Annotated in this window: 14 protein-coding genes and 1 pseudogene; 5 read left to right on the top strand and 10 right to left on the bottom strand. The window is 68.7% G+C overall.

Annotated elements, in window-relative coordinates; genetic code table 11:
• Nucleotides 1-541 (top strand): PepSY-like domain-containing protein (locus AC1DZ6_RS06005; RefSeq protein WP_477096281.1); only part of this gene is annotated, 541 nt, incomplete at its 5' end.
• 4 nt (nt 542-545) lie between these two features.
• Here AC1DZ6_RS06005 and AC1DZ6_RS06000 read toward each other — a convergent pair.
• Complete coding sequence (locus tag AC1DZ6_RS06000; protein ID WP_477096280.1) at nt 546-1379, bottom strand: flagellin; 834 nt, start codon at nt 1377-1379, stop codon at nt 546-548.
• A gap of 107 nt (nt 1380-1486) precedes the next feature.
• The gene (locus AC1DZ6_RS05995; protein ID WP_477096279.1) at nt 1487-2491 is read right to left on the bottom strand and encodes an SDR family oxidoreductase; all 1005 of its coding nucleotides are present in this window, start codon (nt 2489-2491) and stop codon (nt 1487-1489) included.
• A gap of 131 nt (nt 2492-2622) precedes the next feature.
• On the opposite strand from AC1DZ6_RS05995, the gene AC1DZ6_RS05990 reads away from it, so the two are divergent.
• Complete coding sequence (locus tag AC1DZ6_RS05990; protein ID WP_477096278.1) at nt 2623-3999, top strand: MATE family efflux transporter; 1377 nt, start codon at nt 2623-2625, stop codon at nt 3997-3999.
• A gap of 149 nt (nt 4000-4148) precedes the next feature.
• Here AC1DZ6_RS05990 and AC1DZ6_RS05985 read toward each other — a convergent pair whose 3' ends face one another.
• Nucleotides 4149-5051, bottom strand: coding sequence for a cobalamin biosynthesis protein CbiG (locus tag AC1DZ6_RS05985; RefSeq protein ID WP_477096277.1), 903 nt, complete (start codon nt 5049-5051; stop codon nt 4149-4151).
• Between the two features lie 111 nt (nt 5052-5162).
• On the bottom strand, nt 5163-7184 hold the full coding sequence (mdoH, locus tag AC1DZ6_RS05980; protein WP_477096276.1) for a glucans biosynthesis glucosyltransferase MdoH: 2022 nt from the start codon (nt 7182-7184) through the stop codon (nt 5163-5165).
• Nucleotides 7185-7474: 290 nt separating this feature from the next.
• Here mdoH and AC1DZ6_RS05975 point away from each other — a divergent pair, with 290 nt between their 5' ends.
• Nucleotides 7475-7819, top strand: coding sequence for a copper-binding protein (locus AC1DZ6_RS05975; protein WP_477096275.1), 345 nt, complete (start codon nt 7475-7477; stop codon nt 7817-7819).
• Here the strand turns inward: AC1DZ6_RS05975 and AC1DZ6_RS05970 are convergent.
• Complete coding sequence (locus AC1DZ6_RS05970) at nt 7816-8424, bottom strand: LysE family translocator (RefSeq protein ID WP_477096274.1); 609 nt, start codon at nt 8422-8424, stop codon at nt 7816-7818. The genes AC1DZ6_RS05975 and AC1DZ6_RS05970 overlap by 4 nt on opposite strands.
• Before the next feature lie 130 nt (nt 8425-8554).
• On the opposite strand from AC1DZ6_RS05970, the gene AC1DZ6_RS05965 reads away from it, so the two are divergent.
• Both AC1DZ6_RS05965 and AC1DZ6_RS05960 read left to right on the top strand, forming a co-directional pair.
• Nucleotides 8555-8863: a hypothetical protein gene (locus AC1DZ6_RS05965; protein ID WP_477096273.1), complete on the top strand. Its 309-nt coding sequence runs from the start codon at nt 8555-8557 to the stop codon at nt 8861-8863.
• A 237-nt stretch (nt 8864-9100) separates the two neighbouring features.
• Complete coding sequence (locus AC1DZ6_RS05960; protein WP_477096272.1) at nt 9101-9553, top strand: RcnB family protein; 453 nt, start codon at nt 9101-9103, stop codon at nt 9551-9553.
• Between the two features lie 46 nt (nt 9554-9599).
• On the opposite strand, the gene AC1DZ6_RS05955 is transcribed toward AC1DZ6_RS05960, so the two are convergent.
• The 5 genes and pseudogenes from AC1DZ6_RS05955 to AC1DZ6_RS05935 form a co-directional block, all read right to left on the bottom strand.
• On the bottom strand, nt 9600-10817 hold the full coding sequence (locus AC1DZ6_RS05955; RefSeq protein ID WP_477096271.1) for an RtcB family protein: 1218 nt from the start codon (nt 10815-10817) through the stop codon (nt 9600-9602).
• Nucleotides 10818-11149: 332 nt separating this feature from the next.
• Nucleotides 11150-11443 carry an EF-hand domain-containing protein gene (locus tag AC1DZ6_RS05950; RefSeq protein WP_477096270.1) on the bottom strand — a complete coding sequence of 98 codons (294 nt, stop codon included), beginning with the start codon at nt 11441-11443 and terminating at the stop codon, nt 11150-11152.
• Nucleotides 11444-11691: 248 nt separating this feature from the next.
• Nucleotides 11692-12630 carry a prephenate/arogenate dehydrogenase family protein gene (locus tag AC1DZ6_RS05945; protein ID WP_477096269.1) on the bottom strand — a complete coding sequence of 313 codons (939 nt, stop codon included), beginning with the start codon at nt 12628-12630 and terminating at the stop codon, nt 11692-11694.
• Nucleotides 12627-13748 carry a histidinol-phosphate transaminase gene (gene hisC, locus AC1DZ6_RS05940; protein WP_477096268.1) on the bottom strand — a complete coding sequence of 374 codons (1122 nt, stop codon included), beginning with the start codon at nt 13746-13748 and terminating at the stop codon, nt 12627-12629. The genes AC1DZ6_RS05945 and hisC overlap by 4 nt, the downstream gene beginning before the upstream one ends.
• 48 nt (nt 13749-13796) lie before the next feature.
• Nucleotides 13797-13990, bottom strand: a pseudogene (locus tag AC1DZ6_RS05935) (chorismate mutase); the annotation flags it as partial.

Here is a 13990-nt window from a genome sequence, read left to right as displayed (position 1 = left end):
GACGACACCACCCTTGGAGGAAGCCGCCGTGTTCCCGCGTTCGACCCTGGCTCCGGCCTTCGCGCTGGCCTTGACCTTCACCGCCGGGGTCGCCCTGGCTCAGGTCCCCGAGACCAAGATCACCCCCGTGGCCGCCGCCGACCTGCCGCCGGCGGTGGTCGCCGTGGTCACCGCCGCCGCGCCCGGCCTGAAGATCACCGAAGCCGAGTTCAAGGCGCGCGCCGACCGCCGCTACTACGACGTCGAGGGCGTGCTGCCGGACGGGGCCGAGATCGAGTTCGACCTGCTGGAGACCGGCGGGACCTGGAAGATCGTCGAGACCCAGCGCGACATCGCCTGGACCGCCACGCCCCAGCCGGTGCGCGACGCCGCCGTCAGGGCCGTCCCCAAGATCGCGCCGGTGCGGGTGATCGAGAGCACCGAGGACGACGGCCAGGTGATCTACGAGCTGTTCGCCCAGGGTCAGCCCAAGGCGCCGGCCCTGGAGGTCAGCTGGAAGGGCGGGGTGGCCAAGGTGCTCACCGAGGCCTGGCCGCACTAGAGCCCTAGCCGCCGAACAGCTTCAGCAGGTAGCTGGGTCCGGAATTGGCGATACTCAGCGACTTGATCGCCAGCTGCTGCTTGATCTGCAAGGCCTGGAGCTTGGTGGCCTCCTTGGCCATGTCGGCGTCGACCAGCCGCCCGACCGAGGCGTCCAGCGTGTCCTGCAGCTTGTCGATGAAGCTCATGTGGGTTTCGAGGGCGTAGGAGCGCGTGCCCAGGCTGGACAAGGCCGAGGTGACGTTCTCGATCGCGCCGCTCATGGCCTTCAGCTCGGCGGCGCTGATCGGCGCCCCCAGCAGGTCGGCGCGCATGCCCGACAGGGCCGAGCCGGTGGTCGACAGGTCCACGTGATCGACGTYGATGGTGTCGGTGGCGTCGGCGTTGGCCAGGGCGCGGATCTGGCCGGTGCTGCCCGACGAGATCAGGTTGATGCCGTTGAAGTCGGCGGAGCCCACGGTCCGGTCGATCTGGCGTCGCAGGTTCAGGTAGTCGTCGTTCAGGGCCTTGCGGCTGGCGGTCGAGAGGCTGGTGTCCGACGCCGCCAGCATCTTTTCCTTCATCTGGCCCAGCAGTTCGGTGACCGTCTCGCCGGCCGCCAGGGCGACGTCGGTGATGGACTGGCCGCGCTGCAGCGAGGCGCGCACGGCGTCCAGCGACTTGGACTCCGAGCGCTGCGTCTGGGCGATGGCCCAGACAGCGGCGTTGTCCTTGGGGCTGGAGATCGCCAGGCCGGTGGCGATGTGGCGCAGGGTGTCGGACAGGTCGCGGTTGATCGCGTTCAGCGATTGCAGAGCGATCATCGCCCCGACATTGGTGTTGATGCTGTTCAGCGCCATCGACGACCGGTTCCAGGTTCGGCGCGAAGCCGAGGGCGCGTTTTGCGCCTGGCCGACAACTTACGCGGGCAGGCTTAGCCGTTCGTTAGCAGGCGAGGTTAAGGGCCTCAGCCCCCGCTGTACCCGCCGATGATCGGCAGCACCTCGCCGGTGATGTAGCTGGACGTCTGGGGCGAGGCCAGGAACACATAGGCCGGGGCGATCTCCTCGGGCTGGGCCGGGCGTTTCATCGGCGTCTTGGCGCCGAACTGGGCGACCTGCGGGCCCAGCTTGTCGGCGGGGTTCAGCGGCGTCCAGACCGGGCCCGGCGCCACGGCGTTGACCCGGATGCCCTTGTCGATCAGGTGGGTGGCGAGCGAGCGGGTGAAGGCGTGGATGCCGCCCTTGGTCATCGAATAGTCCAGCAGGTCCTTGTTGCCGAGCAGGCCGGTGACCGAGCCGGTGTTGACGATCGCCCCGCCAGGCGGGATCACCTTCACGGCCGCCTGGGCCATGTGGAAGTAGCCGTAGAGGTTGGTCTTCAGCGTTCGGTCGAAGTGCTCGACCGTGAGGTCCTCGAAGTCCAGCACGTGCTCCTGGAAAGCGGCGTTGTTGACCAGGATGTCCAGCTTGCCCAGCTCCTTCACCGTCCGCTCGACGGCGGCCGTGGCGTAGGCCGGGTCGGCGACGTCGCCGGGCAGCAGGATGGCGCGCCGACCTTCCTGCTCGACGGCCATGCGGGTCAGGTTGGCGTCCTCGTCCTCGTCGAGATAGCCGATTGCGACATCGGCCCCCTCGCGGGCRAACAGCACGGCCACGGCCCGGCCGATGCCGCTGTCGGCGCCGGTGATCAGGGCGACCTTGCCCTCCAGCTTGCCAGAGCCCTTGTAGAACGGCGCGTCGTACATCGGGGCCGGATCGAGCGCGGCCTCGAGGCCTGGCTTCAGCTGGTGCTGCTCGGGGAAGGGCGGGGCCGGGTAGGGGCGCGCGCCGGCCTGCATGGCGGGCTTCTCCGCTTCCTCGTCCTCGAACGACCGCTTCTCCTTGGCGTCCAGCGGGGCCTGGATGTCGCGTTCGGCTTGCGACACGCGGTCGGCGGCGGCTTCGAATTCCGGGGTTTCGACGTCCGACATGGCTGGCTCCTGAAGGCTGAGACCTCCAAACCGGCGGGCCGCGCCGATGTTCCAAGCCTCAGCATGGGAACCGGGGTTGCCCAAAGCGTGGGCATCGGTCACCTTCCCGGCCTCTTTGAAAGGCCCATCCGATGTCGCGTTCCGCGGCCGCGCCGGCTCCCCGCCCTGGGAAGCCGCACGGCGTCATTGTCTCCGACCTGATCGAACTGCTGCGCCTGGCGGGGCCCGTGGTGCTGTCGCGCCTGGGCATCATGGTCATGGGCCTGACCGACGCCATCGTGGTCGGACACTACTCGGCGACGCAACTGGGCTTCCACGCCATGGCCTGGGCGCCGACCTCGATCTTCGTGACGGTGACCGTCGGCCTGCTGGTCGGCGCCCAGGTGATGGGCTCGCGGGCCATGGGCGCGGGCAAGCCGCACGAGGTCGGGGCCGTGCTGCGGCGGGGCGTGGTCTATTCCCTGTGGCTGGGCCTGGCCGGTTCGGTGCTGCTGGCCCTGGCCGGCCCGCCGCTGCTGCACCATGTCGGCATCGACAAGGCCCTGGCCGACGGATCGACCGCGCCGTTGATCGTCTTCTCGCTGTCGATGATCCCTTATGCGGTCAGCGTGGCTCTGAGCTTCTGGCTTGAGGGGCTGGGGCGGCCGGGCCTGGTCACGGTCACCATGTGGATCGCCAACCTGGTGAACTTGGCGGTCAACCTGTTGCTGGTGCCCGGAACCTTCGGCCTGCCGGCCCTCGGCGCGGTGGGCGCGGCCTGGGCGACGTTCGTGGCGCGCATCGTCTTCACCGTGATGTTGGCGGTGGTGATCGTGCGCCTGAAAGACGCCCGCGCCATGGGCGTGTTCGACAAGGCCCCGCACGATCCCGCCGCCGCCAAGGAGCAGCGCCGGGTGGGTTACGGAGCGGGCACGTCGAACCTGTTCGAGGTCTCGGCCTTCGCCGGCATGAGCCTGATCGCCGGCTGGCTGGGCGGGCTGAATGTCGCCGCCTGGGCCGTGGTACTGAACGTGGCGGCGGTCGTTTTCATGATCCCGCTAGGCCTGTCGACCGCCACGGCGGTGCAGGTGGGCCGGGCCTTTGGCGCGCGGGACTCCAAGGGCATGAGCCGCGCGGGCTGGATCGCCTTCGGCGTCACCGCCGTCTTCGCCCTGCTGGTCGCCGTGCTGCTCTATCCGCTGCGCCACCTGGTGGGCGGGGCCTACACCGCCGACCCCTCCGCCCTGGCCCTGATCACCCCGGCCCTGGCCCTGACCTGCCTGTTCCTGGTCCCCGACGCCGTGCAGGTGGTCTGCGCCCAGGCCTTGCGGGCGCGAGGCGAGGTGTGGATCCCGGCCGTCACCCACATGATCAGCTACGCCCTGATCATGGGACCCTTGGCTTGGTGGCTGGCCATTCCGATGAAGCTGGGCGTGGACGGCATCGTCTGGTCGGTGATCGTCACCAGCTTCATCGCGGCGGCGTTCCTGCTGGGACGGTATCGGATGCTGGATGTGAAGGAGCGGTAGGGGGGGGGCTCCCTTTCGCGCTCAAAACGGGCTGTCATCCCGGACGTAGCGAAGCGAAGATCCGGGATCGCCGGAAGCGCGGCGCTCAGGCGTCGGTCCCGGATCGGCGCGCTACGCGCTTGTCCGGGATGACAGGCGTAGAGGGGGGGCTAGATCGCCGCCCCCAGGATCCAGCCCTCCTGCGTCTCCGCATCGGCGACGACGTCTTCCGCCGCACCCTTCGGCGGTCCGAACAGCGCAGCCAGCTTGCCGGCCTCGTCCAGCTTGGCGAAGTGCTCGGCCAGGGCGCGCACCTGGGCGGCGTCCTTGACCTCGCCGGCGGCGGGGACGGCCTTGATCAGCGAGGGATAGACCTCGGCGATCACCATCTGCACGCCGTCCAGCTCGGCCTCGGTCAGGGCCTTGAAGCCGGTCTCGAACGGCCAGACCCGGGCGGCGTCGCCGCGGGCGTCCCGCAGCCGGCGGGCGGCGGGAATGCCCATGATCGCCTGGCCGCCGACCGAGCCGTTGTAATAGAGCTTCCAGATCGAGTGGGCGCCCTTGGCCGCCGTGTCGGCGTGCCGGAACTCGGGCAGGTCGTCGGGACCGTGCTCGCGGGTCTTCTTGGGCTGCAGGGTCGTCAGGGTGTCCTTGGGCGGCACGCCCCAGAACGGGAACGGCCCACCGGTCAGCCGACGGTTCAGCTCGGAGCCGACGCCGAAGCGGTTGTTGGTGTTGTCGGCCTTGTCCTTCACCATCTTGGCCAGCTGGTCCCAGACCGCGCGCCAGGGATGGTCGCCCTTCAGGGCCAGGGCCTGGGAGAAGCCGCGCGGGAAGCCCAGCGGGAAGTCGAAACCGACGAGGGCCCGTTCGTTGCGCTTCTTCAGGTCGTCCAGGATCGAGGCCAGCTTGGTCTCGGCCTCCAGGCGGGTGGCTGGGTTGAAGGTCTCGAAGGTCAGCCGGAAGCGCACGTCGCGCTTCATCACGCCGATCCACACGGAGTCCGCCCCCGTGGTCGGCTTGGCCGCCGCGCTCCAGTCGACGATCACATAGGCGCTGAAGAGGCGCGACACGGCGGACGCTCCGTTAAGATTGAACGAAGCGCGCTTCTACTCCGGTCGGGCGAAAGCGGCCACACCCTTAAGCGCGGAAAGGCGATCGCGGGCGTCCGGGCCGAAAAAGACCTAGGCGGCGTTGCGTTCCGCGGGCTGCTCGGCGACCAGGGTCGGACGACGCTGGCCGGCGAACCAGCGGACAGGCGGCTCGCAGGCCGGACCCAGGGCCGCGCGGACGATGGCCGGCGGGCGGCGCTCTTCCGGGGTCATGAACAGGCCGTTCGACTTGACGCCCAGGCCGGCGATCTTGTGAGCGCCCAGCATGGTCAGCGGCACGGCCAGGATCAGGCCGGCCAGGATCGGCATCGTGGCGGTCAGCAGGTCGGGGGTGAACCAGAAGGCCACGGCCAGGGCCAGGCCCGTGACGCTGATCCAGCCCATGGCCTTGAACGCTTCCCTGCCGGTGACCTTGTCGGCGTCGCGGCGCTGGGTGGCCCAGCCGCCGACCTTGCCGGCCAGGATCTCGACCAGGGCGCGGGTCTGGGTAAACATCAGCATCGGGGCCACCAGAGCCGAGAGCAGCATCTCGACCATCAGGCCGGCCATGACCCGGCGACGGCCGCCGAAGCCCTTGATCTCGTTGGCCCGCGAGAAGACCAGGATYGAGCCCAGGATCTTGGGGCCGAACAGCAGCACGAAGGTGATGATCATCGCCCAGGCGGTGGCCTGGATCTCGCGCCAGTCGATCAGGGCGTGGGCCGCGGCCTGCAGGTCGGCCATGGTGAAGGCGGCCTTCTTCAGCTCGGGCATCAGCATGCGCGAGATTATCCCCGACGACAGGGCCACGAACCACAGGGGCGAAAGCACGTAGCTGAGCACGCCGATCACCAGGTGCAGGCGGCTCATCCAGTGCAGGCCGGGCAGGCCGATCAGCGGGATGTGCTGCACGTTGCCCCGGCACCAGCGACGGTCGCGGGTGGCGAAGTCCAGCAGGTTGGAGGGGCTCTCCTCGTAGGAGCCCGACAGATAGGGGGCCAGATGCACGCCCCAGCCGCCGCGGCGCAGCAGGGCGCTTTCGAGGGCGTCGTGGCTCATCACCTCGCCGCCGAACGGCTTGGGGCCGTCCAGGCTGGGCAGGCCGCAGGTCTCGGCGAAAGCCTTGGTGCGGACGATGGCGTTGTGGCCCCAGAAGCTGCTTTCCGAACCCGACCACCAGGCCAGGCCGGTCCACGAGACGCGGCCGTACAGGCGCGTGGCGAACTGCAGGGTGCGGGCGAAGATCGTCTGGCCGTTGATGATCATCGGCATGGTCTGGATCAGGCCCACGCGCGGGTGACGCTCCATGGCGTCGGCCAGGCGGACCATGGCCTCGCCGGTCATCAGGCTGTCGGCGTCCAGCACCAGCATGTGCTCGTAGTCGCCGCCCCAGCGGGCCACCCAGTCGGCGATGTTGCCGGCCTTGCGGCCCGTGTTCTGGGTGCGCTTGCGATAGAAGACGTGGCTGTTGGCCTCGCGGCGGAAGCGGGCGAAGCAGGCCTGTTCGGCCAGGGCCACGGCGGCGTCGCGGGTGTCGCTGAGGATGAAGATGTCGAAGGCGCGGCTATTGCCGGTGTCGTGCAGCGAGGCGTCCATGGCGCGCAGGCGAGCGAACACCTCGGCGGCGTCCTCGTTGTGCACCGGCATCAGGATGGCCGTGCGGGCCCGGGGCTTGGGCATGGGCGAGGACGGGCTGTCGTCGATGCCGAGCGGATCCTTGGGCTTGCCCAGCAGGACGACGAAGCCGACCACGGCGGTGCAGAACCACAGGGCCAGGGCCAGGAACAGCGGGGCCAGCAGGGTCAGGCAGACGGCCTCCAGGCGCGTCACGCCGCCCAGGGCGATGGTGTCGTAGGTGGCCTTCCAGCCGGCGAAGGCCATGATCGCGGTGGCGATGAACACGCCCCAGCGGCGCAGGGCCAGGTTTTCCCAAACCGAATGATTGGGGGCCGTGGCGGCCGGCTTGGCCTCGCCCTGCCAGAAGGCCAGCGGCTGGACCGGCATGGCCAGCGGCGCGTCGACGGGGATCTCGACCCGATCGTGCGAGGAGATCACCGTCTCAAAGGCGACGCTCCGCGAGGAGGTCAGATCGAAGAAAGCGCCGCGTTCGCTCATCAGGTCCATCGTCTCGGGGGCTCGGGTCGTCCGAGGCCGGGCTTCTCCGCAGAGCGTTCGAGAGTCGCAGAGCCGGCTTCACGGGGCGCGCCGCTAAGATCGGCGCGCTCTGCTGGACGGGTCTGGCGTTTCTCGACGACCGGCGTGGAGAGCCGCCGGCATCCCTTAGAGTAAAACTTCGATCACAAAATCGCTACCACAATCGCCGCCCTTTTCGCACCTGCGGCAAAAAACCTTGTATGAGTGACGGGTTCGGAGCTTTCGGCAGACTCATGATTTTCGATAAGATAATGAAAATAAAGACAATATCGGCGATTTTCCTTGGCTTGACGCTCACTGCCTGCGGACCGGGCAAGCCGACGAAAACCGCGTCGGAGGTGCCGATTGCGGCTCCGGCGGCGGTTCCCGTGAGCCCGGAATACGATTCGATCGGCGTGATCGCGATCGTGGACGGCCAGGCGGTAACGCTCGATCACGAGGGCGCGAGCGCGGCCAAGCTGGCTGCGGGGCGCACCGCGTTCCAGGCCTATGGCGACATCCTGGCCGAAGCGCCGCTGACCCCTGGCGCGCGCGTGGCGTTCAAGTTCCACAAGGTCGGCGACGCCTGGGCGCTGGTCGAGCTGAAGGCGCGCTAGGCGAACGCCATCAGGGCCGTGGCCAGGATCAGGCCGCCCATGATCCAGTTCATCGTCCTTTCGGCGCCCGGCGACAGCCGCGCCTTGCCGACCGCGACGCCCAGCGCCAGCCAGGCCAGGTCGACGATCACCATCACGATCACGCAGACCAGCCACTTGACTCCCAGATCGACGGGCGGGCGCTGGCGAACGATGGGGTAGGCGGCCATCAACGAGGCGAAGGCGATATAGGCCTTGGGATTGGTGACGCCCAGCAGCGCGCCGCCGAGCGCGGTTTCGGCCAGATCGGACGTCTTGGCCGCCTCGGGGTCGCCGACCGGCGCGGTCGCGATCTTCCAGGCCAGGAACAGCAGATACAGCGTCGCGACGATCGCCAGGCCGCGCTGCGCGAACGGCAGGGCCTGAACCGCCGAGAACAGTCCAGCCGCCGCAATGGCCGCGGCGACCGCCAGGCCGATCTGCAGGCCGCCATAGAACCTGAGGCCGCCGACAAAGCCCTTGCGTCGTCCCACCGAGATCAGGGCGGCGATGCCGGGGCCCGGCGAGCCGAGCAGAACCGTCGCCGCCACGGCGAACAGGGCGAGATTGGCGGTGTCGAGGGGCATGCGAGACCTTGGTTGAAAATGATATAAAGATATCCTTATATGATTTTCGATGGCGTCGCCACGGACCCGGCCTGATGGAACGTGATGTCAGGCGTGGCCGTTCATGGAGTCCAACCCAAGGACACTCCAAATGGCTGACAACATCGCGCCGCAAGACGGCTCGCAACCCGGCGTGCTGGGCGACTTCTCCCAGGCCCAGGATCTTGGCCAGCCCGGCCATCCCGAGGACCGGGTCTCCGAGACCGACGTCAAGGAAGCCTTCCAGAACGAGAACACCCCGACCACCCGTGCGGTCGAGCCTCCGGCTGAAGGCGAGAAGCACGACCATCTGGCCGAGCACCTCGAGATCGCCGAAGACCGTCAGGAAGCCCTGATCGACGAAAGCCTGGAAGAAAGCTTCCCGGCCAGCGATCCGCCCAGCGCCAAGCACATCACCTGAGACTGTCGGCCGCCCCGGCGCGGCCAATCATTTCCACATCGCAACTTTGAGAGCGGGGCGGCAAGCAAGCCGCCCCGCTTTCGTCACCGCATCAGGCGATTGCGGTCATGCGGTGTCGCTCCGATGAACCTTGGTCCCCTCCAGCGTTCAGTCGAGGCTCAAGCGGCCCCGCCCATAACAGACACGTCAGGACGAGAGCGCCGAACGCGGCGCTCCGCTGACACGGAGACACGAGCCATGAAGAAGATCCTGACCGCCGCGATCGCGCTGTCCATCGTGGCGTCGGCCGGCGTGGCCAGCGCCCAACCCGGGCAGCAGCGCCCCGACCAGCACCAACAGCAAGGCGGCCACGACAACCGAGGTGATAATGGGCGCGGCCAGAACGACCGCGACCGTCACGACCAACGTCCCGGCGACAACAACAACGGCAATTACGAGCGCCACGCGTCCAAGCGCTACAAGGCCCCCAGCCGCTATCAGCCGCCGCGCGGCTACCAGGCGCGCCAGTGGCGTCGCGGCGACAGGCTGCCGGCCAACTATCGCGGCCGGGCCTATCAGGTCGACTATCGCCACTACGGCCTGAGCGCCCCGCCGCGCGGTTACCAGTACGTCCGCGTCAACAACGACGTCGTCCTGACGGCCATCGCCACCGGCGTCGTCGCTTCGGTCATCTACCAACTGTTCCAATAGTCCCAACGCGAAACGCCGCCCGGTCTCGCGACCGGACGGCGTCCCGCTAGCCCTTCACGCAAACGACCTGGCGCAGCGTGTGGACGATGTCGACCAGATCGCTCTGGGCGGCCATGACGGCGTCGATGTCCTTGTAGGCCATCGGCGTTTCGTCGATCACGTCGGCGTCCTTCCGGCATTCGACGCCGGCGGTGGCGGCCACGTGGTCGGCGATCGTGAACCGCCGCTTGGCCTCGGTCCGGCTCATCGCCCGTCCGGCGCCGTGCGAGCACGTGCAGAACGAGTCCGGGTTGCCCCGGCCGCGCACGATGAACGACTTGGCGCCCATCGAGCCCGGGATGATCCCCAGTTCTCCGTCCTTGGCCGAGACCGCGCCCTTCCGGGTCAGGTACACGTCCTTGCCGAAGTGCTTTTCCCGCGACACGTAGTTGTGGTGACAGTTCACCGCTTCCTGCGTGACCACGAGGTCGGGGAAGGTGGTCCGAAGCACGGCCAGCACCTGCTCCATCATCACCTCACGGTTGGCCCGGGCGTACTTCTGCGCCCAGGACACGGCCCGGACGTAGTCGATGAACCCTTCGCTGCCTTCGGCGAAATAGGCCAGGTCCTGGTCGGGCAGGTTGATGTACCAGCGCTTCATCTCGTGCTTGGCGCGCTGGATGAAGTAGGTCCCGAACCGGTTGCCGACGCCCCGCGAGCCGGAGTGCAGCATCACCCAGACGTCGCCGGCCTCGTCGAGGCAGAGCTCGACGAAGTGGTTGCCGGTGCCCAGCGTGCCCAGGTGGCCGAAGCCGCGCGGGTGTGCCGCCTTCGGATGCCGGGCCACGACCGCGTCGTAGCCCTCCTTCAGACCCGCCCACTTCTCGGCCGCGACCGTCGGAGGCTCGACCTGCCAGGCGCCCTTGTCGTTGCGCCCGCCGTTGTCGGTCCGGCCGTGCGGCACGGCCGCCTCGATGTCCGAGCGGACGCCGAACAGGTTGTCGGGCAGATGCTCGGCGCGGATCGAGGTGCGCACCGCCATCATGCCGCAGCCGATGTCGACGCCCACGGCGGCCGGGATGATCGCCCCCAGGGTGGGAATGACCGAACCGACCGTCGCGCCCATCCCCCAATGCACGTCGGGCATGACCGCCACGTGCTTGTGGATGAAGGGCAGGGCGGCGACGTTGCGCAGCTGCTTGAGGGCGGAGTCCTCGATGGGCACGCCTTGCGTCCACGCCTTGATCGGCGCGCCGTCGCTTTCGATGTGTGTGAAGCCGCTCATGGGCTTCTCCTTTTCCAAACCGCCCCTCCTGGCGACTTGGTCGGAGAACTTCCCGCACAAAACGAAGAAACCCCTCCGGCCAGGCCAGGAGGGGCTCCTACGAACATCCCGAGTTCAGACGAACCCTAGACCGTGACCCCTACCGACGCGCACGCGCTCATCCGTTCGACCTGGCGGTCCAACAGATTGAGTGCGGGCAGATAGGTCGGAGCTTTGTGCGCCACGGGTCTCTTCCTTCGGGAGGCGGGCGATTACAGCGTTCGCCCAGCGATGGGAAGGGGTCTGGTTAAGGTTGTTCCAAGCGTGGCGGAAAAGCCACGCCGCTGTCGGCCTTAGTGATCGGCGGGCGGAGTCGGCGCGGCGTCGCCCTCGCGGCGGGCCTTCATCTTGGACATGCCGGACTTCAGCTCGTCCAGGGTGACCTTGCCGTCGCCGTCGGCGTCGGCCTTGGCGAAGCGGGCTTCCTTGCGGCCGGCGCCGATCCACTCGGCCTTGTCGATCCCGCCGTCGGCGTTCTTGTCCCAGGCCTTGTGGATCTTTTCGGGCGACGGCATCTGGGCGAGGGCCGAGCCGGCCGAGAGGGCGGCGAGCGTGGTCACGGCGAGGGCGGCGAGCTTGCGGCGCATATGGTGTCCTTCAGAGGTCGTGTCCCTTGCGGCGACCATCAGCGCGGTATGTTGCGGCTGTATTACGGCGCGAGACGACATCGTGGCGGGGTGCCGCGCTACCGGGGCGCCGCCGCTTCGTTGACAACGCCGACTCTGAACGGAAACGGCCACTTCACCGCAGGCGGGGCGAAGAACAGCCCCCAGACGACCAGCGCCAAGGCCGCCGCGCCGAGCCCCAGCCCAACAGAGCGCTTCCAACCCACGCCCTAGTGTTTCCCGCGATCCCGGCCGAAGTTCGGCTCCGCGCTTTCCTGGCCGGCGGCGACGATGCCGCGGCGAATGGCGCGGGTGCGGGTGAACTGGGCGTGGAGGGCGTCGGCGTCGCCCCAGCGGATGGCCCGGCTCATGGCCTGCAGGTCCTCGGTGAACCGGCCCAGCATCTCCAGCACCGCGTCCTTGTTGGCCATGAAGATGTCGCGCCACATGGTCGGGTCGCTGGCGGCGATGCGCGTGAAGTCGCGGAAGCCCGAGGCCGAGAACTTGATCACCTCGCTCTCGGTGACGTTCTCCAGGTCGGCCGCGCTGCCGACGATCGTGTAGGCGATCAGGTGGGGCAGGTGGCTGACGACGGCCAGCACCAGGTCATGGTGCTTGTCGTCCATCAGTTCGACCTGGGCCCCGAAGGCGCGCCAGAAGGTGYTGAGCTTGGCGACGGCGGCGGCGTAGGCCTCGTCGTCCTTCTCGGCCGGGGTCAGGATGGTCCAGCGGTTCTCGAACAGCTCGGCGAAGCCGGCGTCGGGGCCCGACTGCTCGGTGCCGGCGATCGGGTGGCCGGGGATGACGAAGACGTGGGAAAGGTCCACCGCCTTGAACGCCTCGACCACGTTGGCCTTGGTCGAGCCGACGTCGGTCAGGGTGGCGCCGGCCTTCATGTGCGGGGCCAGGGCGGCCGCGACTTCGGGCGTGGAGAGCACCGGGGTGGCGATCACCACCAGGTCGGCGTCCTTGACGGCCTCGGCGATGTCGCCGGTGACGTGCTCAGCCAGGCCCAGCTCGGTCACGCGGGCGCGGTGCGCCTCGCTGGCGTCGACCACGGTGACCTGGCCGACGACGCCGTGCTCGCGCGCGGCGCGGATGATCGAGCCGCCGATCAGGCCGCAGCCGATCACGGTCATCTTCGGATACAGAATGCCGGGGTGGCTCATCGGGTCACGAACTCGCGCAGGAGCTCCACGACAGCCCGGTTATGCTCTTCCAGGCCAATGGTGATCCGGATGGCGTTGGGTAGATTGTAGTTGGCCACGGCGCGGACCAGATAGCCTTTCGAGGCCAGGAAGCCCTCGGCCTCCAGCGCGGTCCTGCCGGGTTTGGCCGGGAAGTTGATCAGCACGAAGTTGGCCTGCGACGGGGTGACCTCCAGGCCAAGGCCGCCGATCTGCTGGGTCAGCCAAGCGCGCCACTGTTCGACCAGGGCGACCGACCGCTGCTGGAAGTCCGTGTCGGCCAGGGCGGCGATCGCCGCGTCCTGGGCCGGGATCGAGGTGTTGAACGGCGGGCGGATGCGCTCCAGCGGATCGATGATCCCCGCCGGACCGTAGGCCCAGCCCACGCGCAGGGCGGCCAGGCCGTGCAGCTTGGAGAAGGTGCGGGTGACGATGACGTTTTCGGCGGTGCGGGCCAGGTCCAGCCCGTCCTCGAAGCGCGGATCGGTGCAGAATTCGGCATAGGCCCCGTCCAGCACCAGCAGCACCGACGGCGGCAGGGCCGCGTGCAGGGCGCGGATCTCCTCGCCGGTCAGCCAGGTGCCGGTGGGGTTGGCGGGGTTGGCGATGAACACCAGGCGGGTGCGCTCGTCCACGCACTTGACCACCTCGTCGACGTCGACGCGCTGGCCCGGCTCCTTGGCGAAGCGGACCTCGCCCTGGCAGGCGCGCGCGCCGATGGCGTAGGCGGCGAAGCCGTGCTCGCCCTGCACGATGTTGTCGCCGGGCTCCAGATAGACCTGGTTCAGCAGGGCGAAGATCTCGTCCGAGCCGTCGCCCAGGGTGATGCGCTCGACCTCGAGACGGTAGTGGGCGGCCAGGGCGGCGCGCAGGGCCGCGCCCTTGCCGTCGGGATACATGTGCATCCGGTCGACGGCGTCGCGATAGGCGGCCTTGGCCTTGTCGCTGCTGCCCAGGATGTTCTCGTTGCTCGACAGCTTCACGGGATGGGCGACGCCCTCGATCTTCGACTTGCCGCCCACATAGGCGGCGATGTCGAGGATGCCCGGCTTGGGCGTGGGGCGCGGCGCGGCGAAGCGGTCGGTGGTCGGAGCGGTCATCGAGGGAACTCGGGTAGCTAAGAGGCGGTCTTCTTACACGTCGCCCGTCTAAACGTCGAAGGGAACGGGCGCGGCTCCGATGACGCCGGTAAGTGAACCCGGCGCGCGGGCCAGGCGCGCGTCGTCGGCCTGGTAGAAGCCCAGCAGCGAGAACAGCTTCAGCCCGCCGGCCTCGGCGACCAGCTCGGCCGCCACGCCGTCGGCGGACAGGGCCTCGATGATGGCGCCGGCGCCCTTGGGGC

This window comes from Caulobacter sp. P1_B12_2, from assembly GCF_056406675.1.
Note: the sequence above shows the minus strand (reverse complement) of the source record. Positions and strands in the feature narration are given on the sequence as shown.

Coding starts and splice junctions, on each gene's coding strand:
- AC1DZ6_RS05965 (WP_477096273.1), top strand. CDS start 8,555: ATGGCTGACAACATCGCGCCGCAAGACGGCTCGCAACCCGGCGTGCTG.
- AC1DZ6_RS05955 (WP_477096271.1), bottom strand. CDS start 10,817: ATGAGCGGCTTCACACACATCGAAAGCGACGGCGCGCCGATCAAGGCG.
- AC1DZ6_RS05950 (WP_477096270.1), bottom strand. CDS start 11,443: ATGCGCCGCAAGCTCGCCGCCCTCGCCGTGACCACGCTCGCCGCCCTC.
- AC1DZ6_RS05960 (WP_477096272.1), top strand. CDS start 9,101: ATGAAGAAGATCCTGACCGCCGCGATCGCGCTGTCCATCGTGGCGTCG.
- hisC (WP_477096268.1), bottom strand. CDS start 13,748: ATGACCGCTCCGACCACCGACCGCTTCGCCGCGCCGCGCCCCACGCCC.
- AC1DZ6_RS05975 (WP_477096275.1), top strand. CDS start 7,475: ATGAAAATAAAGACAATATCGGCGATTTTCCTTGGCTTGACGCTCACT.
- AC1DZ6_RS05970 (WP_477096274.1), bottom strand. CDS start 8,424: ATGCCCCTCGACACCGCCAATCTCGCCCTGTTCGCCGTGGCGGCGACG.
- AC1DZ6_RS05990 (WP_477096278.1), top strand. CDS start 2,623: ATGTCGCGTTCCGCGGCCGCGCCGGCTCCCCGCCCTGGGAAGCCGCAC.